Genomic DNA, 24,886 nt, shown 5'->3' with positions numbered 1-24,886 from the left:
AAAAGGGCCTTGTCGCCAAGGCCCCATTGCATCAGAAGCGTACGCCGTTGCCTGCTGCACATTGGGTGCAACCGCTGCCCAGTGTGAGGGTGTTGCTTTGTTGGTTGCCGGAACCTGCGGACACGTTGAGCCCGATGTTGCCGGAACCATAGTTGCCAGAGTTGTTCAGGCTGGCGTTGTTGCTGACATAGGTAGCCTGGCCACCATAGCCATGGGTAGTCGCGGCTGCGTTGAGGAAGTGGTTGTCCAACGATTGTTGCTCGGTGTTGGAAGCAGCGGCTACGTTGTTGCCGTCGGCAGTCACGATAGCCAGGTTGTTTTTCTGTTGGTTGCCTTGACCGGCTGCAACGTTGACACCGGTGTTACCCGAGCTGTTGTTGGCCGAGTTGTTCAGAGACGCGTTGTTTTGCGTGCCTTTGTTGTCGAACTTGTTGCTCCGGCTTTCTTGATAGATGTCGGCGACGGCAAATACCGAAGCAGCATCATCGGCACTGCTGGTGATTGCAGCAGCATTGTCCTGCTGGTTGCCCGAGCCCGAAGCGGCGTTGGCGCCCAGGTTGCCGGAATGGCCGTTAAGCGAGCCAGTGGCTGAGGCGTTGTTAGTGGTTTTGGTGTCGTCGAATTTGTTGTCTTTGCTGACTTGGGTATCAGTCACGACGGCAGCCACGGTGCCAGTAGCCACTGGGGTTGGGTGCCAGCCGCCACCGCTACCACCTGCTTGTGCAGCAACAGCCATGAGCGCAGTCAGAGCGAAAACCAGTGGTTTAAGAGCCATTGTAGGTTTCATGGTGTATCTCCTTGCTTCTAATTAGTTGGTTAAGTGTTGGTACGGTCTAACGAACAAACACTGATCAAGCTGTTACTTGATAGTGATAGCCAGGGTGTTAGCCACTCGGTTCCCCACCCCCGCACTCTGGTTCACCTGTACCACTCCTCGGCTGCCGGTGAAGGCCTGGTCGCTGGTAACGACCTGGCGGCTGCCAGTGGTGGGGGTGAGCCCGGAGTCTGTTAACAGCGTCGTGTTCTGCTGCGACAAAACGCTGTCATCGATGCTTTGCGGACCCGGATTGATATTGATCCGCACGGCATTGATCATCTGTGTATTGGCCCCGGCCGACTGGTTGACGCCCAGCACACCGTTGCCATTGCTGAAAGAGGAACCCTGGATCGCCGCGTTGGCGTTCAGGGACGCATCGACTTTGCCTTCGAGTTTCTGCACCAGTGAATCGTGGGCTTGTCCGCCCACGACGATGGCGCGACTGTTGATCTGCTGTTGCTGATTGCCGGCAGACTGGTTGACCGAGGCGACACCGCTGTATTGCTGGCCGCTGTTATTGATCGTTGCGTTGTTGTCGGCCATGGCCGATGCGCAACTCAGTGCGGCGATGATGAGCCAGGAGCGATTCATCACTGGCCCCCCATCATGCTGCCGATGTTGTTCAGCGGCGCCATGCCCCGCTGGATCGAACCATTGATCTGCCCAGCCATGCTGCTGCCACCACCGCCATGGCCAGCGGATGCGCCAGCCCCCAGGGTTGAGGTGCTTGCGCCCAGGCTGTTACTCAGGCCGGGAAGGTTGCCGCCGGGCATCATGGCGCGGGTAATACTGGAACCGCTGCTGACCCCGGCGATGTCGAGATCGCTGAGTTCGCCGGTCGTGGCGCTCAACACTTGTTTGGAGGGGTTGGCATTGACTGTGCTGGGGTTGCGATCCGGGGCGAAGGAGGAGCGGCCAGCCATGTGGCCTTGTACGGTGCGACCCACCACGATGGTGCCGTCACCGGCGAGGGCCGGAAGACTCACGCTGGTACTCAGTACACAGCTGATCAGCAGAAGGCTCAACGAGCCTGGATTAAGTGTCTTCACGACGGCATTCCTTATTCTTGGCGCTGACCCTAAACAGCGCTGTCAGGAAGAGAGCAGGAGCTGTGCCGCTTTTGAATTTGTGATGACATACATGGGGTTATGAGCGCGGGGGAAAGAATGGGCAGTGGATGTGTTTCAACTGTGAGACAGCGGGCCCTTGTCCAGCCCGCCTGGCAGGTGTCTCAGGGATGAAACACTGCGCGCCGTAAACCCGGCACTCCGCAGCCGGCTGTCAGCTCAGCCGGTGCAAGTGTTTCAAAAATGGACGATTTGACGCAGGCAGCATCCGGGAGGAGGGCGCAGGCCCATGACCCTGGCTCAGCTCTTTGGGGTTTTACGCGGAATCGAATTGAGTACAGGGTTGCCGTCCTGGTTCTGGGTCAGGTAGACCGGCAGGACCTTGGGCAGGGAGGGGACGAGGTTGGACACCTCGTTGATGTTGTAGATGCCACCAATGCGGATCGCGCCGGTGCCGGCGTCGGCCAGCATCACCGGTTTGCTCAGGTAGCGGTTGATCAACGGCAACGCGTCGGCCAGGGCCAGGTTGTCGAGGATCAGCTTGCCTTCACGCCAGGCCAGGGCGGTGTCGCCCGGGGCAATCGGCCGGGCCAGGGGGCTGGCATCGCCACGGTTGTAGCTGGCCTGCATCCCGGGTGACAGGCGCAGGCCGCTGTGGGCGTCGTCGCTGCTCACCAGCACCGAGCCTTGCAGCAGCATGACCCGCACATGGTCTTCGTATTTCCAGACATTGAACTGAGTGCCGGTCACCCGAACCTGGCCGTCACCGGCGTGGACGATAAACGGATGCTGCGCGTCATGGCTGACCTTGAAAAACGCCTCGCCTTTTTTCAGGGTAACCCGGCGCTGATCCTTGAAATTGCTGTAGACCAGTTCGGTGCCCAGGTTCAGTTCCACCTGGCTGCCGTCGTCAAGGGTGACCAGGCGCAAGCTGTTTTCAGCTTCGTAATGGTTGTACGAGCTGGGCAGCCAGCCTGCTTCCCAGCCGGTAAAGGCCGCCAGTGGCAAGGCCACCAGGCATATCGCCGCCGCTACCGCGTAGTTCCTCAAACGGCTGCGAGGTTGTCGCCGCGCCACGACGGGGGCCGGCTCGCTGCGGGGCAAGTGATCGGCGACGTCCCAGATTTCCAGCATCGCGGCGTATTCGAAGGCATGCAGTGGATGCGCATCGTGCCACTGCTCGAAGGCCTGACGCTCCGCCGTCGTGCAATCGCCGGCGTGCAGACGCATGCACCAGTGCGCAGCGGCATCGGTGATGGCGTCGTATTCGGCTTCTGATAGGGACTTATCTGTCATTAACTCATCCTGATTTCCGACATTCTAACCTCCACAGCAGGACGGCGAGAACAGCCATCATGGCGAATGCACATCAATTGGAACTAATTCTCGTCTGCAGGGCCCTAAAAAATTCAGGACAGATAACACTCATTTCCTAATGGAGCACGAAAATGCTTAAGAAAACCTTAGCCGCCGTTGTCGCAACCACCGCCTTGCTCAGTGCTGGCGCCGCCCTGGCGGACAAACCGGGCGCAGGCTGGATCACCATTGAAAAAGCCATCGAGACCGCCAAGACCAAGGCTGGTTACGTCCAGATCTACAAGATCGAAGCCGATAACGATGGCTACTGGGAAGGTGAGGGGCGCAAGGCCGATGGCGTGGTCTATGAGTTCCGCATCGACGGTGAGTCGGGCAATGTGTTGCGCGATCAGAAAGACTGAATGAACTGACGGGTGCGGGCGTTCGGCCCGCACCCTGTCTGTTACGGTGTGGCTTCGGCAATCGAAGGCACGGGGTCCAGCTGGCGCCCCAGGGTGGTGATCAGCAAGGTCAGTGAGTCGGCGTTATCCATCTGTGTGTTGAACCGCCGCGTCAGGTTGGTTTTGAAAATTCCCCGCGCATTGCTCAAGTCCACGCCTCCGGTCGTGGCAAGAATCTGCTGCTTGATGTAGTCATCTTCCGGGTCGGTTCCCAGATCAGACCCGGTAGCCCCCCACGCGTCCGCTGATTTGAACAACTGCCCCACTGGCGTGGTGATCGAGTACGCATTCTCCTGCACGTTGCGCAGCCAGTCCCGAAGATCGCGTCCGGCTTGAGTTTGTACTTCGATCAGGTCGGAAAAAGGCGATGTGGAATTGAGGTAGGCGACGTCGGCGGTATTGCTCACGATATGGGTCAACTCATGAATCAACGTAGTCGCGCGGGCATGGGCTCTTTGATCGAAGTGATTGATCAGGTGCCCTTCGAAATCGGCTGTGGGCGGGTTGAAGAAGTTTTCGGTGAGATAGATGCGACGATCCGGGTCACCGTCAATGGTAAACGCCCAGTGCCGTTCGGGTTCGGCAATATGCGCACCGGAGACGAAACGCCGGGAATTGAGCGAGTAGAGTGTCGGCTCCAGCGCCTCATCGAGGAGGGCGGTCACCGTGTCCATGAGCTTTTGCGCGAGGACTGCCGGAAATTTGGCCGGGCCGGTGTCGGCGTCTATCGGGATACCAAAAAAGCGGTTGATGAAGCGATGCACCCGGGTCACGGGCGGGTATTGGTGATCGAGCAGTTTCAGGTTCTGCTGGCAGTTGTGCAGGTAAAAGGTTGCCAGGTCCAGTGCCTCGACGATTGCCTGGGCCCTGAGGGGCGAAGCACGCCGAATCTCGCTCAGGCCTCGAGCTTCGACATTCATCACCCGGTCCACCTCTGTCCTCACTTCCCGGCGTTCCATCATCGAACTCCAGCCAGGGCCATAACGGCGAACCGAGGCCTCTGGAACCAGGGTCCATTTACGCTCGGTATCCCGCCGCACAAACGGTCCTTTGGACCGTGCACTGAAAAGCCGCCAATGGCCATCAACCGGTTTGGCTCGATAGACCTTGCCTGCGCAAGGCAGGTAATGCCGATTGTCTGTCGCTGTGTAGACCCCCGAGCTGCCTGCCGTCAGGCTATCGAGGCTGATGTCATTGGCTTCGTACGCTTGTAGCCGGGTCCGGGCTTGGGCGGTGGTATCGATGTCTTGCCAGGCTCTGGCGGTTTGCGTCGGCGCGGGCGGCGGTGGAGCGGCGCCAGGGGTGGGTGGTCCATCCATCAATGCGCGTATCGAAGTCATTTGCGCGACACCGCCAATAAAGCTTTGCAGCGCATCGCGCCAGCGGTGTTGCTGCAAGTCTTCGGCAGAGGTCTTGAACAGTGTGTAGCTTTGCCAGATCACCAACGGCACCATCAGCTTGCCCGGCAGCAACGCCTGCGCGTGCTGCAGTCCGCTGCTGAACAAGGCTTTGAGGGTGTCCCAGGCTGACCGGCCGTTGGCCTGGGATTGCTGTTCAAACAGGTTCGAGATCAATCCGATGTTGTCGCGGTACAACTGCTTGAGGGCGTGGCCCCTGATCGGATTGGCCCCCAGGGTGATTTCCGAGGTTCCCCCGACCGTGCTGGCCCAGAGGTGTCTATACGTGGCTTGCTCAGCCTCTGGCAGGCGACCGATCACCCAGTCCTGCAAGGGGCCGGGCAGGTTGAGCCGGCGAATCAAATCCGCCTCGTTGTCGAACTCCTGGAACGCCTGTTGCGGCCCATAGGGCGCATACATCACCAGCGGAGTGCTTTCGACGGCACTGATCAAGTAGACCCCAAGGGCCTTGATGGACCGGGCCCCCGCCGTGGCGATCAACTCCAGCGGACGCACTGTCGAGGTCGCGCCCTCGACCGCTGCGCGGGCGAGCGCGTCCGGCATGTCGAGGACCTGTTCGACCAGGCTCAGGCCCGCGGGTGATAACAGTTCCTGCAGCCTCAGCGCGTGGGCATTTTGCAACAGTTGCCAGGGCAGTTGCCGAATAAACCGGCGCTCCCGCACGTCTGCGCCCGGCTTGCCCGGGGTGAGTTTTTCGACCAGGCAAGCCTGGTGGTCCTGCTTGAGGGGCAGGCGCGCGAGGATCTGGCGCACCACAGCAGGTGTCAGGCCGGCGGCTGTGGACTCGACATCGAATGCAGCAGCTTGCTGGCTGACGTGATTGAGGGCGTAGTCCACCAGGTTCTGCCGCTGGCCGGCCAATACCAGCTTGGGCAGGATGTAGACGTCTTGCGGGCGCACGTCATAGGGCTGCAACAAGTCGATGAGCTTGCTGCCGAGATACGCTGGCAGCGGCAGGAAATCGTCAAGGTAATCCTTGTCGTCCGTGAGGCTGTGGCGGTATTGCTCAAGGATTTCGACATGGCGACGCTGTTGGCTGACAGACGCCATCCCCAGCCAGGCGGGCAGTGATTGTTGTGCCATGAAGGTCTGGGCGATTTGTGAGGCATGGCCCAGGTCGTTGGCCGGCAAGGCCTTTTCCAGCCCCCCGAGACGCTTCAGCAAGGCGTCCCCTGAGAGCGTCAGGGTGAGGCAGTGAGCCCGTTGTGCCCTGTAATGATCAATCCAGGACTGCTGGCAGTGCTGTGCGACCGCGCCGTTGATCAGCATGAACTGACCGAGTGCGCAGGCCTGGTGCGGTTTGAGATAGCGCGGGTCGAGATTGGCCAGTAGCTGCCTGCGAAGGTCCGGCGCGGCCAGTCGTCGTTGCAGTTCTGTCTGCAATTGGCTGACGTTGGCGAAACTCTCCAGACCGCGCGCCGGCGTCCACAGCACGGCCCGGCCTGAGTGGGACGGGGCCAGGCCGCCGCGTTCGGTGAGCATCAAGCAATGCGCCAGGGGCACCCGTTGCGTCAGGCCCTCGGGTTCGACGGTCAACGCATAGGCATCCGGGATGAATCCACCCAGGCCCTGGCGCCGGCGGCGATCAGGGTGTTTAAGATCAAACACCGTCTGCACGATCGCCTCATCACGCGCGTCCAGGCTGTTGTTGAGGCGCCTGAGCCTGGCTTCGCCCTGGATCGCCACCGCCATGGCATGGGCCATCGGCGCCTTGAGCTGTTCCAGGTATTCGCGGGGAATATCGGCAATGTTGGAGTGATGAAACTTGACCAGTGCGGCATCGAGCGCCGCGTTGGCTTGCGCAATGTCCAGGCCGCCCAGCGGTGTAACAGACCCATCGCCCTGGCTGGCGTAAAGGCCATAGTGCGGCGTTTGCGGAATCGGCCCGCGCTTGTGTATCAGGCGCGCAAGAAAGTAACTGCGCAGGCTCTGGCTTTCCAGGGGCGCAGTGGCGCGTGTCGCGCTTGCGCTGGCGGCGTAGCGATTGACGTAGATCTTGCCGGGATCGTGGCCAGCCAAGCCGCGGCGGTTGAACTCGGCGGTGAGCGCCTGATTGACGGTGTTGGCCAATGTGGGTTGCGCTCGCACCTGGGTTGCCAGCGTGTCCTGGATATCGGTCATCTGCTTTTGCAGCAGGGCGGCACGTTCGGCGGCCAGCGACACCGGGCGAGTCGGGTCGGCCAGTACCGAATGAGGCGTCCAGCGTCCCGCGGTATCCAGGCCCGGGAGGTGGCTGTCGATCATGTACCGCACATCCAGCGCGTAGTCGAGCAAGGCGGAAGGGTCAATGCCGGCGCGGGTGCGTCGGTACAGATCTAGCGCGTAGCGTAGGTTCTGTTGCTGCTTGCCGATGATGGTTTCGAGCACCTGCTCAAACAGATTGCCGGCGATGGGAGTACCGGAAAACTGCGGCGTCTTGAACCCTACAAACAGCGCCCGCTCCTCCAGGGACATCAGGTTGTAGAGGTCATCTTCATAGCCTGGCGCCTTGACCATGGCCTTGAGGGTGTCCATCAGGTCGTCGTAGGTCCCGAGCACCTGCAGGCCCTTCTCGGGGGTGTAGAGAAAGGTCTGCGAATTGCCGATCATCAAGGTGCTGGCCAGCTCGACGGCGTTGCTCGGCTGCTCCCAGATCTGTACGTTCTCGACGCGCAGCGTCTGGCTGTTCGGGGGGGCCTCGTTACCCCGGGAAGAGTACAGCGCTGCCAATGCGCGGCTTTGCTCCGGACTGATGATGGATTGCTGGCGCTTGAACAGCAGATCCAGTTGCGCATTGGCGGCCATGGCCCGGGCGAACCAGGCCCGACGCGACACGCCCGGTGCGATCTCGCTGTTCCAGAACGTCTCCAGTGCACTGTGCAGGAACGGGATCAGTTGGCCGGCTGCTTGTTTGATCGCGGTTTCCCAACGCTGCGTGTCGCGGGCCTTGGCGTCGGCAGGCCGCTTGGGGTGGAAGAACTCCCGGGTTTGCCCGGCGGGCCAGGCTTGTTCACGGTAGTACAACAGCACCGCGTCATTGAGTTGCAGCGAGTCGAGCCAGCGAGGCACCGTGTGCCCAACGGGCTGTATGGCGAAAAAACTCACGTGGGCTTCGCCGGGGCTGAGCCCGGGGAACAGTGGGCGGCAGACGCTTTCGAGCAGTTTTGAAAGCAGGGCGCCGAGGGCGGGCAACTGTTTCAACGCCGCCAGCAGCGCCTGGCGATTATTCTCCTGATAGCGCCTGAGGGTTTTTTCCTGTTCACCCAATACGTCGCCGAGCATGGCCTCCGGTGTCAGCACCAGTCGGTTGTCGAGTAGCGGCGATGGTTGTTGCTGCAAGGGCAGGAAGTACAGCAGTTGCGTGGCGCTGTCCGGGGTTTTCAAGCGCTCGGTCAGTGCTGTCAGCAAGTGGGCGGGGCTGTCGAATTTTTCCAGGCCGCCGTACGGGGTGTAGAGCCAGGCATGTGGGTAGGCGCTGGTTGAACTCATCATGAAGCTGCCGGCCAGTTCGACGGCATTGGCAGTGCTTTTATTCAACCAGATGCGCTGCGCGATCATTGGCGGCGACTGTTGGCGACGGCCTGCATCGCTGGCAAAAAACACCTTGCCGAGAAACTCGATGTCCCTGCTGTCGATGTTCAGCTGGCGCTCACGGTCCAGCGCCCTCCAGCCCACGCGCATGGCTTCGGGGAAAAAATACGGGAGAGGGGTGTGGCTCATCATCCTGATCCTTGAAGAGTTGCGTGCCTGCAACCTATCCAGGCCTGGCGCCACGAGGGGCTAGATATGTCTGGCGCTCCCTGTCGACAGCCATGGGGCAAACCCTGTCTAATCGACGGACCGATTCTTGTACGCTGTTGCCCATTCCAATAATTAAACGGGAGCTTCAGATGTCTGCATCGCCTTTGGATGTCGAGTCTTCATCAGAGCGACTCAGTTATGCGCAATTGACCGACCTGCTGCGCCAGGTGTTTGTCCGCCACGGTACGTCGGCCGATGTGGCCCAGGTGCTGGCCGAGAACTGCGCCAGCGCCGAGCGCGACGGTGCCCACAGCCACGGTGTATTCCGTATCCCCGGTTACGTCTCGACCCTGGCCAGTGGCTGGGTCAACGGCAAGGCGGTGCCGGTGGTCGAGGATGTGGCCAGCGGGTTTGTGCGGGTGGATGCGGCTAACGGCTTCGCCCAGCCCGCACTGCAAGCCGCCCGTGGGCTGTTGGTGGAAAAGGCCCGCAGTGCCGGGATTGCCTTGCTGGCGATCCATAACTCCCACCACTTCGCGGCGCTTTGGCCGGATGTCGAGCCTTTTGCTGAAGAAGGCCTGGTGGCCTTGAGCGTGGTCAACAGCATGACCTGCGTGGTGCCCCACGGCGCCGACCGCCCGCTGTTCGGCACCAACCCCATTGCCTTCGCCGCGCCCCGCGCCGATGGCCTGCCGATCGTGTTTGACCTGGCCACCAGCGCCATCGCCCATGGCGACGTGCAGATTGCCGCGCGCAAGGGCGAGCGCCTGCCGCCGGGCATGGGTGTGGACAGCCTCGGCCAACCGACCCAGGACCCCAAGGCGATCCTCGAAGGCGGCGCACTGCTGCCGTTTGGCGGGCACAAGGGGTCGGCCCTGTCGATGATGGTTGAGCTGCTGGCGGCAGCCCTCACGGGCGGTAACTTCTCGTTTGAGTTCAACTGGTCCGATCACCCCGGCGCCCGCACCCCATGGACCGGCCAACTGCTGATCGTGATCGACCCGAGCAAGACCGCCGGGCAGAGCTTCGCCGAGCGCAGCCAGGAATTGGTGCGACAGATGCATGCGGCAGGGTTGCGGCGTTTGCCGGGGGATCGGCGCCATCGCACACGGGCGAAGTCGCTGTCAGGCGGGATCGAGATCGAAACGCAGGAATTGAGTCGGTTGCGGGTGTTGGCACAGGCCTGAAGCGAGCTGCGCCCGGGGAGGGCGCAGCCGTTGCATCAGATCAGTTGCGGCGGCCCAGCAACAGGCCGACTACCAGGCCAAACCCGGCGGAAATCGCCACGGTCTGCCATGGGTGGCCACCGATATAGGTTTCGGTGGCATCCACCACCGGCTTGCTGCGCTCGCGCACATTGGACACCGAGTCCAGCGCCTGCTTGAGCTTGATGGCGACCTGTTCACGCAGGGTTTCACCTTCTTCTCCCACCAGTGACGCGCTGCTTTTGAGCAGCTTGTCCGATTCTTCGATCAGTGCGGTCAGTTCACTGAAGGCTTGGTCCTTGATTTGGTCTTCGACGGCTTGGGCGGCAGATTTGCGAGCCATTGGGTTAACTCCTTGCGGGTGAATGTGGCAATGAATGCGCTTGATGAAGAATGGAGTGTTTGAAGCGGGCAAAAGTTGCAGTTTTTTTCCTGTGGTCAGCTTAGGAGAAATCCAGGCCAGGAAATTTCAACCTACAGTGTAAGATGTCACCTATTTGTGCAGCAGGTAATTCAACATGAGCTTCAATCTGGCCAACAAGCCCCTCGCCGAGCGCGCCGCGCTGGAAGATGAAAAGTCCCGTCTCTACGACCTCTGGCAAAGCAACCTGGGCAAGGCCAAGGGGGAGGCCGCCCGCCTGTTTGGCGAGCGCGCCAAACGCAAGGGCAAATGGGCCGAATGGGTACGTGCAGAACTGGACGGCATGTCACCGCCGGAGTTCTCGAACATGGTGCGCAGTGAAGTCAATCGCCTGATGGCGGCGAAGTAAAACAAGCCTCGATTGCCTCGCGCACCTTGAGCAGCAACGGATCCAGTTGCGCCTGGGTGCGCCAGCCCAGCTCCACCGGGTAACGCGGCAGCGCCAGCGGGCAAGGCAGCTCCCTCAGTCCGGTCATCTGCGCGATGGCCTGGGCCGCATGGCCGGGGATGGTCGCCACCGCCTGGCTGCCCTTGAGCAGAAACGGCAGCGCCGCGAAGTGTGTGGTCGAGGCACCTACGTGGCGGCTCAGCCCCTGCGCGGCCAGGCCCTCGTCGGTGATCCCGATAAACCCGCCGGATGACACCAGCACATGCTCGCGCCTGACGAACTCGTCGAGATCGATGGCCTGTTGTCCCGGCGCCAGGCTGTCGGGGTCCACCAGGCACGCGTAATGGCCTTCCCCCAATACCTGCCGGCTCAACCGGCGCTCGGCAAACCCGCCGGCGGTGATTGCCAGGTCCAGGCTGCGGTCGAGCAGGGCGTCGGCAACGATCTGGCTGTGGGTCTGGCGGAACATCAACCGCAGCTTTGGCGCACGCCAGGCAATCTCTTCAATCAGCCGCCGGCCGTAGGCGATTTCGAAATCATCCGATAACCCCACCACCACCGAACGGCCCTGATAGTGATTGCCCTGGGGATCCACCATCGCCAGGCTCTGGCGGCAGCGATCCAGGGCTTCGCTGATCACCGGCTTCAACTGATTGGCCCGCAAGGTGGGCGCCAGGCCCCGGCCGGTGCGCACGAACAACTGATCGCCATACACATCACGCAAGCGGCGCAGGGCTGCACTGATCGCCGACTGCGTGACGCCAAGGCGCAGGGCGGCACGGCTGGCGCTGGATTCGTCGTGCAGGGCCTCGAAGGTTTTCAGCAGGTTGAGATCGACGTTGGCGATATTCATATGGCTCATATCAGTTAGCAGCGAAGTGGGCTTTATTCATGATTGCCGCTGGCCGGAGAATGGGCAACCCCCATTGATACGGAGTGATCGTGATGCCTGTTTCTACTGTGGCTGCGCTGCAAATCGGTTCCTTGCCGGGAGGCAAGGCTGAGACCCTGGAACAGATCCTGTCCTATGAGGATGAAATCCTGCGCAGCGGTGTGCAACTGGTGGTGATGCCCGAAGCGTTGCTCGGGGGTTATCCCAAGGGTGAGGGCTTCGGCACCCAGCTGGGTTATCGCCTGCCTGAAGGGCGCGAGGCCTTTGCCCGTTATTTTGCCAATGCGATTGATGTGCCGGGTGTGGAGAGCGAAGCGCTGGCCGGCTTGTCGGCGCGCACCGGGGCGAGCCTGGTGTTGGGTGTGATCGAGCGCAGTGGCAGTACGCTGTATTGCACGGTGCTGTATTTCGAGCCGGTGGGCGGGTTGGTGGCCAGGCATCGCAAATTGATGCCTACCGGCACTGAGCGCCTGATCTGGGGCAAGGGCGATGGTTCGACGTTGCCGGTGGTTGATGCAGCGGTAGGGCGCATCGGTGGCGCCGTGTGCTGGGAGAACATGATGCCGTTGTTGCGCACCGCGATGTACGCCAAGGGTGTGGAAGTGTGGTGCGCGCCGACGGTGGATGAGCGGGAAATGTGGCAGGTGAGCATGCGGCATATTGCCCATGAGGGGCGGTGTTTTGTGGTGAGTGCGTGTCAGGTGCAGGCGTCACCCGAGGCGTTGGGTGTGGAGGTTGCGAACTGGCCAGCCGAGCGCCCTCTGATAGCAGGCGGCAGTGTAATTGTCGGGCCCATGGGGGACATTCTTGCCGGGCCGTTGCTCGGTGGGGCGGGGTTGCTGGTGGCGCAGATTGACACGGATGATTTGGTGCGGGCGCGGTACGACTATGATGTGGTCGGTCATTACGCCCGGCCGGATATTTTCGAATTGACCGTGGATGAGCGGGTTAGGGCTGGGGTGCGGTTTATTGCTGATTGAGACCATATCCGTTTCTTCGGTAACGGCGGTTCATGGTCCCGCTGTTACAGCGGCTCAACGGCCCTGAAGCTGGTGCAGCTCTGCTTTTCTGTGGGAGCTGGCTTGCCCGCGATGCGGACAACTCGGTACATCAGGTACACCCAGTTGATGCTATCGCAGGCAAGCCAGCTCCCACAGTTGACCGTGCCCGCTTTAGCTTTTGATCTTCATCCTCGAAGCCCCAGCCATTCCTCCCGGGTAATCTCCCAGGTATCCTTGGGCAAACTCCCCGCGACAAACTGCCCCTCATCCGTCCTGACCAACCGCATCCCCGTCCGCTCGGAAATCCTCCGCGAGGCCAGGTTCGGCGCCGCCTTGGGCACGCGCATCACAGGCCGCTCCAGCACCTCAAACCAATACTCGGTCACCGCCGCACTGGCCTCGGCCATCAACCCCTGGCCCTGCCATTGCGGCGCCAGCCAAAAACCGCGGTTGTTGTCCACCTCGTCCATCAGGCTGACATTGCCGATCAACCCTTCGGGCGCGCTTTTCAGGCGGATCGACCAATGCCACTCCTCACCCCGAGCCATCGCCGGCAATGCAACCTGCTCCAGATAGCTGCGCGCACCATCCGCCGGGTACGGCCAGGGCACCAGGGCATTCAGGTAACGCACCACTTCCCAGTGCGGAAATTGCTGCTGGACACCCTCGGCATCCTCCAGCGTCAACGGCCGCAGGATCAGCCGTTCGGTATACAGCGTAGGTTGCGCATCCATGTCGTTACCAAGTGGCAGTGTTGGGAAAGTCCAGGGTCCCGCGATCCACAAAACGCATGGTGCCGAACAGGCCACCTGCGAGTTTCCCGCGCAACACGTACGGCAGGTTATTCAAACTCTGGGTCTGGCTCAAGCCAAGGGTCTGGCGCAACACGGAAAACGCCGAAACGCTCACCGGCACCGTCAGCACCGTCTCCGAAAAGCGTGGGATCGAGCCACCCTGGTCACTCACCCCGGACGCCAGCGGCCGGCCATTGACCTCCAGGTCCAGGGCCACGCCGCTGTAGTCGATGGCGGTTTCATTGGGGTTCTGTATGCGCAGTTTCACCGCGAACCGCACTTCCAGGTCCTGGCTCTGCAGCGGCTCGATGCCCACCACGTTGATGTTCACCGGGTCGCGGTTGGGGAACAGCGCGCACGCGCTCAGGGTGAGCAGCAGCAGTGACAAAACCATGAGCTTGCGCATAAAACGGGTTCTCCTATTTCGTGACGTCCGGGTCCTGCATCACTTTGAGGGTGGAGGCTTCCGGATCAAATTCATCTTCTTCCAGTTCTATGAACTCCTCAGGCAGGAAGATGTTCAGCACGATAGCGCAGAACGCCCCCACGGTGATCGGCGACTCGAAGATGTTGTGCAGTGCCTTGGGCAGCTCGCGCAGTACTTCCGGCACTGCCGCCACACCCAGGCCCATGCCCAGGGAGATCGCCACGATCAGCACATTGCGCCGGTGCAGCCCGGCTTCGGCGAGGATCTTGATCCCGGCCACGGCCACGGTGCCGAACATGATCAGCGTGGCGCCACCGAGTACCGGCTTGGGCATCAGTTGCAACACCGCGCCGATCATCGGGAACAGCCCCAGCAGCACCAGCAGCCCGGCAATGAAGTACGCCACATAACGGCTGGCCACGCCGGTCAACTGGATCACCCCGTTGTTCTGGGCGAAGGTCACCATCGGCAGGCTGTTGAAAGTGGCCGCCATCACCGAGTTGAGGCCGTCGGCCAGCAGGCCGGACTTGATGCGCTTGATGTACAGCGGGCCCTTGACCGGCTGTTGCGAGATCATCGAGTTGGCGGTCAGGTCACCGGCGGCTTCCAGGGGCGAAATCAGGAAGATCACCGCCACCGGGATAAACGCCACCCAGTCGAACGAAAAACCGTACTTGAACGGCACCGGTACGCTGATCAGCGGCAACTGGGGCAGGGCGCCCAGGTCGACGCGGCCCATCCACCAGGCCACCACAAAACCCAGGGTCAGGCCGATCACGATCGAACCCAGGCGCAGGAACGGGTTGTTGAAGCGGTTGAGCACCACGATGGTCAGCAGCACCAGGGCCGCCAGGCCCATGTTGCCGGCGGCGCCCAGGTCGCTGGCGCCATAACCGCCGGCCATGTCGGTGACGGCCACCTTGATCAGCGACAAACCCATCAAGGTAATGATGGTGCCGGTGACCACCGGGGTGATCAGCTTGCGCAGCTTGCCGATGAACTGGCTGAGCACCACTTCGATAAACGCCGCGAAGAAGCAGATGCCGAAGATCGTCGACAGGATCTCATCGGTGCCGCCGCCCCGGGCCTTGACCATGAAGCCGGCACTGAGGATCACGCTGATAAACGAAAAACTGGTGCCTTGCAGGCACAGCAGGCCCGAACCCACCGGGCCGAACTTGCGGGCCTGCACAAAGGTGCCGAGCCCGGACACAAACAACGCCATGCTGACCAGGTACGGCACTTCGCTTTCCAGGCCCAGCACGCCGCCGACGATCAGCGTCGGGGTGATGATCCCGACAAAGCTGGCCAGCACGTGCTGCAGGGCGGCAAATATCGCCGCGCTGAAGTGCGGACGGTCGTCGAGGCCGTAGATCAGGTCGGATTTATAACGGGGGCGAGGGGTTTGAGTGTCAGACAAAATACGGGCCCGGGTAAGAAAAAGGAGGCGCAGGATGCCAGAAAGTGCCAGTTGTCAGAAGTGTGAAAAAAAATTTCGAAACATCCCCCATTAAATCCTCAAGCCGGCCGATACCGTTTATAGGCCCACATACCTATTACAACAGTGGCGCCAGCCGGTCAGAGCGGCGCGTTGACGCCCACTGACCGTGTCGCGGCAGGGATGCTCGCAGCCACTACTTCTAAGAGCGCCCCCTATGTCCCTTCGTAACCTGAATATCGCACCTCGAGCTTTTCTCGGTTTTGCCTTCATCGCGTTGCTTGTCGTTATTCTTGGGGTGTTTGCGGTGAACCGCATGACCCTGATTCGTCAGGCATCGGTCGACATGAGCTCCAACCAACTGCCCAGCGTCGGGTATCTGGCGACCATGACCGAAAACGTCCTGCGCCTGCGGATTCTCTCTTTTCGTGTGCTGGTAAACCGTGAGCCGGCGGCTCTGGATGAGGCTCAAACCCGCATGGGTGTGCTGGTGGACAAGGTCAAGACGGCACAGGCCGCTTATGCAGGGATGCCAGCCGGGAATGAAGAGGCGGCGCTGTACAAAACGTTCGCCCTCACGCTCGACAATTATCTGAAGGCCCAGGCCGAGATGGTGGCCCTTTCGCAGCAGAACAAGGTCGAAGAGATGCGTGCCTTGATCAATAGCCGTATCAAGGACGGCACTGATCAGATGGGCGAGCAGTTGAATAAACTGATTGCCATCAACGCTGCTGACGCGAAGCAGGCCGACACCGAGGCCGGGCAAAGTTATCAGGATGCAATCACTGGCATCATCGCAGTCTCCGTGATTGCTGCGTTGATGACCGTACTGCTGGCCTGGCTGCTGACGCGCAGTATCGTGACGCCCTTGCGCAAAGCGCTGGAGGTTGCTGAAACCATCGCTGGCGGTAACCTGAGCAAAGCGATCGAAGACGACGGCAAGGACGAACCGGCCCGCCTGATCGGCGCCCTGGCCGCGATGCAGAACAACCTGCGCCAGACCATCCAGCACATCGCCGGCTCAGCCACGCAGTTGGCCTCCGCCGCTGAAGAGCTCAGCGCCGTCACCGAAGAAGCCTCCAAGGGCCTGCAACAGCAAAACAACGAAATCGACCAGGCCGCCACCGCGGTCAACGAAATGACGGCCGCCGTGGAAGAAGTGGCGCGCAACGCGGTGTCCACCTCCGAGGCGTCCAGCCAATCCAACCAGGCTGCGCGGGAAGGGCGCGACCGGGTGGTGGAAACCGTCGGCGCGATCCAGACCATGACCCAGGACGTGCAAAACACCTCGGTGTTGATCGAAGGCCTGGCCACCCAGGGCCGTGACATTGGCAAGGTACTGGATGTGATTCGCGCGATTGCCGAGCAAACCAACCTGCTGGCCCTCAACGCGGCGATTGAAGCGGCGCGTGCCGGTGAAGCCGGGCGTGGTTTTGCGGTGGTGGCGGACGAAGTGCGGGCCCTGGCCCATCGCACGGCGCAGTCGACCCAGGAAATCGAGAAAATGGTCGCCGGTATCCAGAGCGGTACGGGTGAAGCGGTGCAGTCCATGCAGCAGAGCAACCAGCGCACCCAAAGCACCCTGGAAATGGCGCGGGCTGCCGGTGTGGCCCTGGAGCAGATCACCCAGTCCATCAGCCTGATCAACGAGCGCAACCTGGTGATCGCCAGTGCGTCGGAAGAACAGGCTCAAGTGTCTCGCGAAGTGGATCGCAACCTGGTGAACATCCGCGACCTGGCGACACAGTCGGCGGCGGGTGCCAACCAGACTTCAGCCGCCAGTCACGAACTGTCGCGCCTGGCGGTGGATTTGAACGGGATGGTGGCCAGGTTCGTCATTTAATCTGAAATGCGATCAAAAATGTGGGAGCGGGCTTGCTCGCGAAAGCGGTGTATCAGTTGATGCATTCGGTGGCTGACACACCGCTTTCGCGAGCAAGCCCGCTCCCACATTGGGTGCTGTGGTGTTTCAGTAGTCAGTGTTTCCAGGCGGCTGGGTTCACCAGGTTCTTCGGCTTCTCACCCGCCAGCGCCGCCAGCAGATTGTCCACCGCACACTTGGCCATCGCCTCCCGCGTCTCATGAGTCGCTGAACCGATATGCGGTGTCGCCACCACATTGTTCAAACGCAACAACGGCGAGTCATGCTGCAGTGGCTCGCGCACAAACACATCCAGCCCCGCCGCACGAATGGTGCGCTGTTGCAACGCCTCGATCAGCGCCGCCTCGTCCACCACCTTGCCTCGGGAGATGTTGATAAAGATCGTCTCCGGGCCCATCAGCGCGAACTCTTCAGCACCGATCAAACCTTCGGTTTCAGCCGTCAGCGGCAAGGTCAGGCACACAAAGTCGGCTTCCCGGAGCAGGTCCGGCAGGCTGCGGTATTGCGCGTCAAACCGCGCCTCCACCGCAGGTTTTGGCGAGTGGCTGTGGTAGATCACCGGCATGCCAAACCCGAAGTGCCCACGCTGGGCCAATGCTTCGCCTATCCGGCCCATGCCGATAATGCCCAGGGTCTTGCCATGCACGTCGCTGCCGAAATGCAGCGGGCCGATGTTCTGGTTCCAGTTGCCGGCACGCACCATATTGGCCAGTTCCACCACGCGCCGGGCGGTCGCCAGGATCAGGGCGAAGCCGGTATCGGCGGTGGTTTCGGTCAGTACGTCGGGGGTATTGCTGAGCAGGATGCCGCGCTCGGTCAGGTAGTCGATATCGTAGTTGTCGACGCCGACCGACACGCTGGCCACGGCCTCAAGGCTTGGCGCCAGATCCAGCAGCTTGGCATCCAGGCGCAGGCTGGCACCGAGCAAGCCCTGAGCGGTCGGCAAGGCTTCACGCAGTTTGGCCAGGCCGCTTTCATCCAGCGATTCAATCAGCGTGACCTCGGCCTGTTCATGCAGGCGGGCCATCAGCGGTGCAGAGAGTTTCTTGTAGAGCACGACAGACTTTTTCATCAGGTCTTTACCTTCAATTCAAGGGAGTGCAGCGGGGCGCGCTCGCGGTCGCTGGCGCCGGGCTTGAGAAAGATCGTCAACACCACCGACACCAGCAACGCACCGCTCATCAGCAGGTACGAAGCGCCGGGGGAACCGGTGCTGCTGTTGAGGTAGCCCACCAGGTAAGAACCGCCGAACGAACCGAGGGCGCCCATGCTGTTGATCAGCGCCATGGCGCCGCCGGCGACATTGGCCGGGAGGATTTCCGGGACGATCGCAAAAAACGGCCCGTAAGGCGCATACATACAGGCCCCGGCGATCACCAGCAGGGTGTACGACCACCAGAAGTGTTCGGCGCCGAGCACGTAGGACGCATAAAACGCGATGGAGGCGATCAGCAACGGTGGCCACACAAAACGTTTACGTTTTTGCAGTTTGTCCGAGCCCCAGGACACCGCCAGCATGCCGATCACCGCCGCCAGGTACGGCAGCGCCGAGAGCCAGCCGGCCTCGACCATGTCCATTTTCAGGCCGGCCTTGAGGATCGACGGCAGCCACAGCACGAAGCCATACACGCCGATGCTCCAGCAGAAAAACTGCAGCGCCAGGATGATCACCTTGGGTGAGCGAAAGGCCTCGGCGTAGTTCTTTACCGCCTTGATGCCCACTTGTTCTTCGGCGAGGGCGGTTTCCAGGTCTTTTTTATGCTGGGCGCTCAGCCATTTGGCGTCTGCGGGTTTTTCATCCGCCAGCTTCCACCAGATAAACGCCCACAGCACCGCCGGCAAACCTTCGATGATAAACATCCAGCGCCAGCTGAAATGCTGTACCAGGTAGCCCGAGACCACCGACATCCACATCATGGTCACCGGGTTGCCGAGGATCAGGAAGGTGTTGGCCCGTGAGCGTTCCGCGCGGGTGAACCAGTGGCACAGGTACACCAGCATCGCCGGCATCACAGCGGCTTCGACCACCCCGAGCATGAAGCGGATCACGATCAGCATGTAGGCGTTGGACACCATGCCGGTCAGGGTGGCCAGGCCGCCCCACAGGATCAGGCTGACGAAAATCAGCTTCTTCACGCTGCGTTTCTGCGCGTAGATCGCACCGGGCACCTGGAAGAAAAAGTAGCCGAGGAAGAACAGCGCACCGAGCAATGACGACATGCCCGGGGTGATCATCAGGTCTTCGGCCATCCCGGAGGCGGCGGCAAAGCCGTAGTTGGCGCGATCCAGGTACGCCAGGCTGTAGGTGATAAACACGATGGGCATGATGTACCACCAACGGCGGGTGGCGAGTTTCAACGGTTCCATAAGGTTGCTCCTGAGCTTGTTGTAGTTGTGGCAACAGGTAACGGGTAACTCTGATTAGCCGGCTTTTTGCGTGTGAGGCAGATCGGTCCTGAACGGCAAGCCTTCCATGTCGCCACGGCTCTGCACCGCGCGGCTGCCGATCCAGTTGCCGCGCTGCACGGCTTCGCTGAAGCTCAGGTTTTCCAGGAGCGCGCTGATCATGCCCACGGCAAATCCATCGCCGGCGCCGACCGTGTCGACCACCTTGGCCACTGGCACGGCGGCGACAAACCCCTGGTCCAGCTGGGTGCGGTAATACGCGCCGTGGGGCCCGAGCTTGATGGCCACGGCTTCCACGCCCTGGTCGAGGTAAAACGCGGCGATGTCGGCCGGGTCTTCAAAGCCGGTGAGCAAGCGGCCTTCGCTCAAGCCCGGCAACACCCAGTCCGCCAGGCAGGCGAGGGCGTTGATTTCGCTGATCATGCGTTGCTCGTTCGCCCACAGGGACGGGCGCAGGTTCGGGTCGAAGGACACGCTGCGCCCGGCCTCGCGCATTTGCGTCATCAACTGGCGCGACAGGTCGCGGGTGGCGTCCGACAGCGCCGGCGGAATGCCGGTGGCGTGCAGGTGCCGGGCTTGCAACAGCTCAGGCTTGATCGCTTCGACCGACAGATGGCTGGCGGCCGAGCCACGGCGGAAGTACTCCACCTGCGGATCATCGCCGGCTTCCTCGCGGGATTTGAGTTGAAAGCCCGTGGGGTGCTGCGGGTCCACCGCCACATGGGTGCAGTCCAGGCCTTCGTTCTGCAAGGTGTCCACCACGAAGCGCCCGAGGGAATCGGCACCCACGCGGCTCAGCCATGCGACGTTGAAGCCCAGGCGTGACAGGCCGATGGCGACGTTGCTGTCGGCGCCGGCAATGCGCTTGTGAAACTGGGCAACCTGGGCCAGGTCGCCGGTCTGTTCGGCGACAAACATCGCCATGGTTTCACCAAACGACAGGATATCGATCTCAGACATGGGCGTTCTCCACGCGGGGCTGGCCGAGGACGGCGAGGGCGGCGACCTGCTGGGCGGTGACCGGCACCAGGTCATTGCCTTGCAGCGGAAATTCCACGGCCCGGGTAATACCTTGAGTCATGTGCTTGAGCAGTTGTTCCCACAGATGCAGGTCGGCGGCGCCCGGCGGCAGGGCCACCAGCTTGCCGTCGGCGCGGCGGGCCACGGCCTTGCAGTGCAGGTAATCCACATGGCGGCCGAGCAGGCGTGCAGCGGTGGTCGCCGATTGGTCCTGCCATTGCCAGTTGCCGATATCGAAGGTCATTTTCACCGGCACCGCCAACCGCTCGATTTCGTTGAAAAAGCGCTGCATCGGCTCGATGCGCCCGCCGTGCAGGGTCTGGTCGTTTTCCACCAGCAGCTTGACCGGGTGCCGGTTGAGCAGGGCGCTCAAGCTGTCGAGGTCGTTGGTGTCGGTGAAATAGCCCAGGGAGACTTTCAGCCAGCGGGCGCCGAATGCCTGGGCGCGGTCGAGGGTGGCGGCCAGTTCGGCATTGGGCTGTGAGCGACCGGCCACCCAGAGTTCCAGGGGCGACGAGAACACGCACTCCAGGCCTTGATCGGCTGCGGCTTGCGCCAGCTCATGGGGGTGTTCGGTGGTCAGCAGCTCTTCGCGCCATTCGATGCGTTGCGCGCCGGCGGCAGCCAGCACCTCGACGAAACTCAACTGGCCTTGCTGGCGGACCAGGTCGGCGCCGTAACTGGAAAGGCTGATGGAGACGGGGTATTTATGCATTGTTGTGTACCTCTGAAACCGGTTTCATTTTTATTCGCAAAATAAACGTGTGGGAGCTGGCTTGCCTGCGATGGCGGCGGTCAGCCGCCTACTGCTTCGCCGGAGAAACCGTTATCGCCGGCAAGCCAGCTCCCACAAGGGATTGGGTCGAGCCCCGGATAATCAGTTGCGGCAAGAAATCCAGGGTGCGCGTCGGCTCGGTATCGCCGCGCAAACGCTTGAGCAAACAGTCGAAGGCCTTGGCGCCGATGGCCTCGGTGGGCTGGGCGAGGGCGGTGATGCCGTTGCCCACCAGCGGGTACCAGTCGAGGTCATCCAGGGCGATCAGGCCTACGTCATCAAACAGGTCGCAGCCCAGATTTTTCAATGCACGGGTACAGGCCAGTGCCGCGATTCCGTTGGCGCAGAACAACGCCTTGGGGCCGGATTTGGCCAGAAACTTTCGCAGACGCTGTTCCAGTTTGCCGTCCAACTCCAGTACGGCGCCGGTCAATGTCGGACGGTTGGCAATTTCCGCCTTGAAACTGTCCAGGCGCTCAAGCCGCGAGCTGGTGCCGTCGGTGGCTTCAGTCACCAACAGCAGGTCGCGATAGCCTTGCTGTTCCAGATGCTCCACGGCCATGCGCACCGCCACCGGGTTGTCCAGCCCTACCAGGTCGCTGTGCAGCGGTTCGACCTTGCGGTCCACCAGCACCAGGGGCATTTCCCGTTGCAGTTCCAGCAATTGGTCCAGGTGATGGCCCAGGGTATTCACGATCAGCCCTTCGATATTGTAGGCACGCAGGGCCGCCAGGTGCTGGCGCTCCTGCTCGTCATCGCGGTCGGTGTTGCACACCACCAGGCTGTAGCCGTGCTGGCGGCAGGCGGTTTCCACGCCATGCATCACGGCAATCGAATAGGGGTTGCGGATATCGGCTACCAGCATGCCGATCAGGCGGGTGCGCCCGCGTTTCAGGCCGCGGGCCATCTGGTTGGGGCGATAGCCCAGCTCATCGATGGCCTGCTCGATGCGCAGGGCGATGGCATCGGAGAGCAGGGCACGGTCGTCGCCGATAAAGCGCGACACGCTGGCCTTGGACACACCGGCGCGCTCGGCGACGTCAAGCATGGTCACGCGGCTGCGTTGGGCGGCGGAAAAAGTAGTCACGGCGGCGGGCCTTTCTTATTGGATTTATCTGGGTTCCAAGGCGAAACCAATCCCTGAAACCGGTTTCAGGAAACACCAAGTAGGAAATTTCGTCAAGCGCTGCTCAGTAACCGCCCTGGCAGCAAGGCCGAGCAAAAGCGACGAATGGAGGGGCCTACCTGTTAATTCTGACAGTATCCGGACGAAGGAATCGGGCGCTTAATTCTCTCAACGCCACTTGGTATACACACGCCGTCTGCCGGCAGGCCACTGTCCACCGTGTTGAGGATTGAACCCATGTCTGACGTCTCTGAATCCACTTACCTGATCAAACCCTTGGGCGCGGACGACGGGGGCACTGTGTTGCTGGACCCGATGGACATACCCGGCGTCGACAGTGGTGACCCACGGGGCCTGATCCCGCGCTCGCGCCTGCAGGGCCCGCTGCAGGTCAACATCCCGATGTGGAACCCGCGACCCGAGCCGCTGGATGAGCCGCACACCGTGCGCCTCCACTGGGTGTGGGCGGGTGTCGATGAGGTGGTTGATTCGCGGCAGGTGTTTGGCCCGCCACCCCCTCTGCCTGCGGTTATCTCACTGGAGGTGCCCCTGTCACGATTGACTGATGAGGGCTCCGGCACCGCGCAACTCTACTACTCGGTTGAGGACTCCTTTGGCGGCGTCGGTGTGCTGAATCCCAGGAGAACGCTCACCATCGATCTGGACTCGCCTGAGTTACTGAACCCTCTGGATACTGTGGATTTTGCAGTTGCCCCGACCCCGAACGTCGATGAGCAATACCTGCTCGATAACGTGCCGGTGGCGTTCAATATTCCGTTCTACACCGTGCGCTCGGACAAGGACCGGATTGAATTCTACCTGTCCAACCGGGATAACCCGCCGCTAAGCGCGGCGGACGCCGAGTACGTGATCGCGTTAGCCTCAGACCCGCTGGTTGCTTACGTGGACCCCGATATTTTTCGCAGGTTGAACAACGGTGACGCCTATATTTTCTACCGCATTTTTGACGAGGCAGGCAATTTCAGCAGTCAGAGTGCCGGACTGCTGTTTCAGCTGGCACTGACGCCGTTACCGAGCAACTTGCCGCGTCCGCAAATTCGGCCACCGGCATACGACGACAGCCTTATCAAGCGCGATGATGCACGTCGTGGCGTGTTCATGCGCATTGACCCCGCCTACGACGATTGGGCGCCGGGGGACCAGGTAATCGCCTACTGGAATGCCCGTCCGACAGTCCCGCAGCCAGTACTGGGGTTCCCTTGTGATGTGGAAATTCCATGGCTGACCCTCAGGGGGCCTGCGCCTGTACTGGTTCCCGAAGCGGCGGTGGTGCGCTACGAAATCATTCGCGGAGCCCTGCCTCCATTTCGTTCCTTATCGGAACGGTTCAATGTCGACCTGACGATTGCCGGCCAGGACCATTTCAATGCGCCCGCATTGCTTAACCCGACCCTGGCCAGTGTCACGGTGATAGGGCGCGGCTCCAGGACTCCCAATCAGCTCAATCATCTGGATCGTGGGCTGGATGCCCAGGCATATGTTCCTTTGTTTGCAGACCCGGTTGCGGGTCAATTGCTCAGTCTGTTCTGGAACGGTGTTGGCCCGGTGGCCAGCCATCGCGTGCAGTTGGGGGAGGTGGGAGGGCAACTGGTGTGGTTTACCGATATCCCCTGGGCTCTGATCGAGGGGACGGTCAATCCACGTCTGCCGGTCCATTACCTCACCAGTAATGGGGTCAACGAACAACAGTCACCGCCAACTTTTGTGAATGTCGATGTGACGGCGCTGATTGATTTTACCCCTCCGCAAGTTCAGCACACCCTGACTAACGAGTATGTGACCTGTTGTTCTTCGCCTTCGGCTTTATATGGCGTGCATTGGTTGATCCCGGGCAATATCGGCTTGCAACTTAACGATGAAGTGCGTTTTCACTGGCAAGGCTATGCGCGTAATAACTGGGTTGATCCTATTGCCGGCACTGAATACGACGCAACCATCCAGGTGCTGCAACCCCATATTGATAACGGCATTAACGTTGTGGTGGAACCGTTCGACCGGACCCTGGAGCCTATGCGCGACTTCGGTTCAGCTGTCGCCAGTTTCGAAGTGTGGCGCAACCTGGGCAAGGTGGGTGACTCCCGGCCAGACGTCAAGGGGACCGGACATGTCCGTGTTGACCTGACCTTTCCAGCGGGTGGGTTTTGCAAACCGGGTGATGTTATTAGTTGCACTAGTGATGGGAAGGCAACTTTGGTCAAAGATTAAAAAGCTGGGTGTATTTGTCGTTGTGCAGGGAATAGTCGGCGTGTGAGAGGCGTGCAGGCGCTTTGTCTCGCGACGCGAACGGCTATGTCAATGATAGGGAAGTGTG

21 protein-coding genes are annotated in these 24,886 nt (G+C 61.2%); 6 read left to right on the top strand and 15 right to left on the bottom strand.

The genetic code is table 11. The features are described from left to right. Positions 1–31: 31 nt before the first annotated feature. From HX811_RS16555 to HX811_RS16540, 4 genes are all read right to left on the bottom strand, one after another. On the bottom strand, positions 32–787 hold the full coding sequence (locus HX811_RS16555) for a hypothetical protein (protein WP_177046594.1): 756 nt from the start codon (positions 785–787) through the stop codon (positions 32–34). Between the two features lie 72 nt (positions 788–859). Next, positions 860–1,408: an adhesin gene (locus HX811_RS16550; RefSeq protein WP_177046593.1), complete on the bottom strand. Its 549-nt coding sequence runs from the start codon at positions 1,406–1,408 to the stop codon at positions 860–862. Continuing rightward, positions 1,408–1,866, bottom strand: a complete 459-nt coding sequence (locus HX811_RS16545; protein ID WP_177046592.1) for a hypothetical protein — start codon at positions 1,864–1,866, stop codon at positions 1,408–1,410. Before HX811_RS16545 ends, HX811_RS16550 begins: the two co-directional genes overlap by 1 nt. 318 nt (positions 1,867–2,184) lie before the next feature. After that, a complete protein-coding gene (locus tag HX811_RS16540) occupies positions 2,185–3,180 on the bottom strand; it encodes a FecR family protein (RefSeq protein WP_177046591.1) in 996 nt (331 codons plus the stop codon). A gap of 152 nt (positions 3,181–3,332) precedes the next feature. Between HX811_RS16540 and HX811_RS16535 the strand changes: the two genes are divergently transcribed. Next, positions 3,333–3,602 carry a PepSY domain-containing protein gene (locus HX811_RS16535; RefSeq protein ID WP_003217951.1) on the top strand — a complete coding sequence of 90 codons (270 nt, stop codon included), beginning with the start codon at positions 3,333–3,335 and terminating at the stop codon, positions 3,600–3,602. Positions 3,603–3,643: 41 nt separating this feature from the next. Here HX811_RS16535 and HX811_RS16530 read toward each other — a convergent pair whose 3' ends face one another. Beyond that, entirely contained in the window at positions 3,644–8,758 is a 5,115-nt protein-coding gene (locus HX811_RS16530; protein ID WP_177046590.1) for a dermonecrotic toxin domain-containing protein, read from the bottom strand. Positions 8,759–8,928: 170 nt separating this feature from the next. On the opposite strand from HX811_RS16530, the gene HX811_RS16525 reads away from it, so the two are divergent. After that, positions 8,929–9,966 carry an Ldh family oxidoreductase gene (locus HX811_RS16525; protein ID WP_032898881.1) on the top strand — a complete coding sequence of 346 codons (1,038 nt, stop codon included), beginning with the start codon at positions 8,929–8,931 and terminating at the stop codon, positions 9,964–9,966. Positions 9,967–10,006: 40 nt separating this feature from the next. Here the strand turns inward: HX811_RS16525 and HX811_RS16520 are convergent, their stop codons facing one another. After that, complete coding sequence (locus HX811_RS16520) at positions 10,007–10,327, bottom strand: YqjD family protein (protein WP_003217958.1); 321 nt, start codon at positions 10,325–10,327, stop codon at positions 10,007–10,009. A gap of 175 nt (positions 10,328–10,502) precedes the next feature. Here HX811_RS16520 and HX811_RS16515 point away from each other — a divergent pair, with 175 nt between their 5' ends. Continuing rightward, positions 10,503–10,754 carry a hypothetical protein gene (locus tag HX811_RS16515; protein ID WP_003217960.1) on the top strand — a complete coding sequence of 84 codons (252 nt, stop codon included), beginning with the start codon at positions 10,503–10,505 and terminating at the stop codon, positions 10,752–10,754. Here HX811_RS16515 and HX811_RS16510 read toward each other — a convergent pair. Beyond that, positions 10,729–11,646: a LysR substrate-binding domain-containing protein gene (locus HX811_RS16510; RefSeq protein ID WP_177046589.1), complete on the bottom strand. Its 918-nt coding sequence runs from the start codon at positions 11,644–11,646 to the stop codon at positions 10,729–10,731. The genes HX811_RS16515 and HX811_RS16510 overlap by 26 nt on opposite strands. Positions 11,647–11,738: 92 nt before the next feature. On the opposite strand from HX811_RS16510, the gene HX811_RS16505 reads away from it, so the two are divergent. Then, positions 11,739–12,665 (top strand): carbon-nitrogen hydrolase family protein, encoded by a 927-nt coding sequence (locus tag HX811_RS16505; protein ID WP_177046587.1) that lies wholly within the window; start codon positions 11,739–11,741, stop codon positions 12,663–12,665. Positions 12,666–12,871: 206 nt separating this feature from the next. On the opposite strand, the gene HX811_RS16500 is transcribed toward HX811_RS16505, so the two are convergent. From HX811_RS16500 to HX811_RS16490, 3 genes are read right to left on the bottom strand one after another with little or no spacing between them, the layout of a single operon-like run. Continuing rightward, positions 12,872–13,420, bottom strand: a complete 549-nt coding sequence (locus tag HX811_RS16500) for a GNAT family N-acetyltransferase (protein WP_177046585.1) — start codon at positions 13,418–13,420, stop codon at positions 12,872–12,874. A gap of 4 nt (positions 13,421–13,424) precedes the next feature. Further along, on the bottom strand, positions 13,425–13,886 hold the full coding sequence (locus HX811_RS16495; RefSeq protein ID WP_003214086.1) for an LEA type 2 family protein: 462 nt from the start codon (positions 13,884–13,886) through the stop codon (positions 13,425–13,427). Positions 13,887–13,899: 13 nt separating this feature from the next. Next, positions 13,900–15,327 carry a nucleobase:cation symporter-2 family protein gene (locus HX811_RS16490; protein WP_008431217.1) on the bottom strand — a complete coding sequence of 476 codons (1,428 nt, stop codon included), beginning with the start codon at positions 15,325–15,327 and terminating at the stop codon, positions 13,900–13,902. A 235-nt stretch (positions 15,328–15,562) separates the two neighbouring features. Here HX811_RS16490 and HX811_RS16485 point away from each other — a divergent pair, with 235 nt between their 5' ends. Beyond that, positions 15,563–17,188, top strand: a complete 1,626-nt coding sequence (locus HX811_RS16485; protein ID WP_177046583.1) for a methyl-accepting chemotaxis protein — start codon at positions 15,563–15,565, stop codon at positions 17,186–17,188. A 133-nt stretch (positions 17,189–17,321) separates the two neighbouring features. Here HX811_RS16485 and HX811_RS16480 read toward each other — a convergent pair whose 3' ends face one another. From HX811_RS16480 to HX811_RS16460, 5 genes are all read right to left on the bottom strand, one after another. Further along, complete coding sequence (locus tag HX811_RS16480) at positions 17,322–18,299, bottom strand: D-glycerate dehydrogenase (protein WP_177046581.1); 978 nt, start codon at positions 18,297–18,299, stop codon at positions 17,322–17,324. After that, entirely contained in the window at positions 18,299–19,594 is a 1,296-nt protein-coding gene (locus HX811_RS16475) for an MFS transporter (RefSeq protein WP_177029106.1), read from the bottom strand. The genes HX811_RS16480 and HX811_RS16475 overlap by 1 nt, the downstream gene beginning before the upstream one ends. Positions 19,595–19,648: 54 nt before the next feature. Then, positions 19,649–20,593 carry a sugar kinase gene (locus HX811_RS16470; RefSeq protein WP_177046578.1) on the bottom strand — a complete coding sequence of 315 codons (945 nt, stop codon included), beginning with the start codon at positions 20,591–20,593 and terminating at the stop codon, positions 19,649–19,651. Next, a complete protein-coding gene (locus HX811_RS16465) occupies positions 20,586–21,368 on the bottom strand; it encodes a sugar phosphate isomerase/epimerase (protein WP_177046576.1) in 783 nt (260 codons plus the stop codon). The genes HX811_RS16470 and HX811_RS16465 overlap by 8 nt, the downstream gene beginning before the upstream one ends. An 88-nt stretch (positions 21,369–21,456) precedes the next feature. After that, positions 21,457–22,515, bottom strand: coding sequence for a LacI family DNA-binding transcriptional regulator (locus HX811_RS16460; protein WP_177046574.1), 1,059 nt, complete (start codon positions 22,513–22,515; stop codon positions 21,457–21,459). A gap of 276 nt (positions 22,516–22,791) precedes the next feature. On the opposite strand from HX811_RS16460, the gene HX811_RS16455 reads away from it, so the two are divergent. Then, on the top strand, positions 22,792–24,780 hold the full coding sequence (locus tag HX811_RS16455; RefSeq protein WP_177046572.1) for a hypothetical protein: 1,989 nt from the start codon (positions 22,792–22,794) through the stop codon (positions 24,778–24,780). Positions 24,781–24,886 lie beyond the last annotated feature (106 nt).

The organism is Pseudomonas sp. F8002 (assembly GCF_013385495.1).
GTDB lineage: Bacteria > Pseudomonadota > Gammaproteobacteria > Pseudomonadales > Pseudomonadaceae > Aquipseudomonas.
Note: the sequence above shows the minus strand (reverse complement) of the source record. Positions and strands in the feature narration are given on the sequence as shown.

Coding starts and splice junctions, on each gene's coding strand:
- HX811_RS16525 (WP_032898881.1), top strand. CDS start 8,929: ATGTCTGCATCGCCTTTGGATGTCGAGTCTTCATCAGAGCGACTCAGT.
- HX811_RS16550 (WP_177046593.1), bottom strand. CDS start 1,408: ATGAATCGCTCCTGGCTCATCATCGCCGCACTGAGTTGCGCATCGGCC.
- HX811_RS16465 (WP_177046576.1), bottom strand. CDS start 21,368: ATGCATAAATACCCCGTCTCCATCAGCCTTTCCAGTTACGGCGCCGAC.
- HX811_RS16515 (WP_003217960.1), top strand. CDS start 10,503: ATGAGCTTCAATCTGGCCAACAAGCCCCTCGCCGAGCGCGCCGCGCTG.
- HX811_RS16475 (WP_177029106.1), bottom strand. CDS start 19,594: ATGGAACCGTTGAAACTCGCCACCCGCCGTTGGTGGTACATCATGCCC.
- HX811_RS16500 (WP_177046585.1), bottom strand. CDS start 13,420: ATGGATGCGCAACCTACGCTGTATACCGAACGGCTGATCCTGCGGCCG.
- HX811_RS16555 (WP_177046594.1), bottom strand. CDS start 787: ATGAAACCTACAATGGCTCTTAAACCACTGGTTTTCGCTCTGACTGCG.
- HX811_RS16540 (WP_177046591.1), bottom strand. CDS start 3,180: ATGACAGATAAGTCCCTATCAGAAGCCGAATACGACGCCATCACCGAT.
- HX811_RS16485 (WP_177046583.1), top strand. CDS start 15,563: ATGTCCCTTCGTAACCTGAATATCGCACCTCGAGCTTTTCTCGGTTTT.
- HX811_RS16505 (WP_177046587.1), top strand. CDS start 11,739: ATGCCTGTTTCTACTGTGGCTGCGCTGCAAATCGGTTCCTTGCCGGGA.
- HX811_RS16495 (WP_003214086.1), bottom strand. CDS start 13,886: ATGCGCAAGCTCATGGTTTTGTCACTGCTGCTGCTCACCCTGAGCGCG.
- HX811_RS16520 (WP_003217958.1), bottom strand. CDS start 10,327: ATGGCTCGCAAATCTGCCGCCCAAGCCGTCGAAGACCAAATCAAGGAC.
- HX811_RS16530 (WP_177046590.1), bottom strand. CDS start 8,758: ATGAGCCACACCCCTCTCCCGTATTTTTTCCCCGAAGCCATGCGCGTG.
- HX811_RS16455 (WP_177046572.1), top strand. CDS start 22,792: ATGTCTGACGTCTCTGAATCCACTTACCTGATCAAACCCTTGGGCGCG.
- HX811_RS16535 (WP_003217951.1), top strand. CDS start 3,333: ATGCTTAAGAAAACCTTAGCCGCCGTTGTCGCAACCACCGCCTTGCTC.
- HX811_RS16480 (WP_177046581.1), bottom strand. CDS start 18,299: ATGAAAAAGTCTGTCGTGCTCTACAAGAAACTCTCTGCACCGCTGATG.
- HX811_RS16470 (WP_177046578.1), bottom strand. CDS start 20,593: ATGTCTGAGATCGATATCCTGTCGTTTGGTGAAACCATGGCGATGTTT.
- HX811_RS16510 (WP_177046589.1), bottom strand. CDS start 11,646: ATGAATATCGCCAACGTCGATCTCAACCTGCTGAAAACCTTCGAGGCC.